The organism is Campylobacter sp. 1569, assembly GCF_024723675.1.
GTDB lineage: Bacteria > Campylobacterota > Campylobacteria > Campylobacterales > Campylobacteraceae > Campylobacter_D > Campylobacter_D jejuni_C.
In genome coordinates, this window is record NZ_JANQDB010000056.1 from 1 (window position 1) to 594 (window position 594).

Sequence of the window (594 nt, forward strand, 5' to 3'; positions counted from 1 at the left end):
ACTTTATAAAACCATGTATTACCAACGGCATTAAAAGATAAGACTTCATCTTGCGTAATTTTAGAAAAAATATTATCTAAATTTAATAAATATCTCTTTTGTTTTTCTATATCCATAAAACCAATTCTATTTGAATTGTTAACCATGTATCTAATTTGATACAAAAGCAATGATAAAGCACAATTTTTAGAAAACAATACATCATAGAAAGAAAAGCTATCATATATTCCATATTCCAATGTATTCAGATAAAATCTTTCATCTAAATATGATTTAGACATTGTGGAATCTGCATCAATTCTTTTACGAATATAATATTTAGCTTCTTCTAAAAAAGCAATTTTATTTTCTTCGAAAAGATTAGAAAGATAGCTTAATAAAAACTTAACATCTTCATATATATTTATCCTTTCATCAAAACGAATTTTATAATTTTCAATAATATTAATCTTAAATAAAGACACTGTTGAAGTTTGAATTTCCATTCTTAGTTGTTTTACTGGAACTATTTTAGTACCTTTTTCAAATCTAAACTTATATAATGGATGATTCTGAATAGAAGAATTCTCTTCAAAAAACATCTGATTATTTGTA

The 594-nt window shown here is 23.1% G+C and carries 1 protein-coding gene; it reads right to left on the reverse strand.

The features are described 5' to 3' along the window. A partial coding sequence (locus tag CAMP5060_RS08155; RefSeq protein ID WP_442863355.1) for a hypothetical protein occupies positions 1–594 on the reverse strand: 594 nt, incomplete at both ends.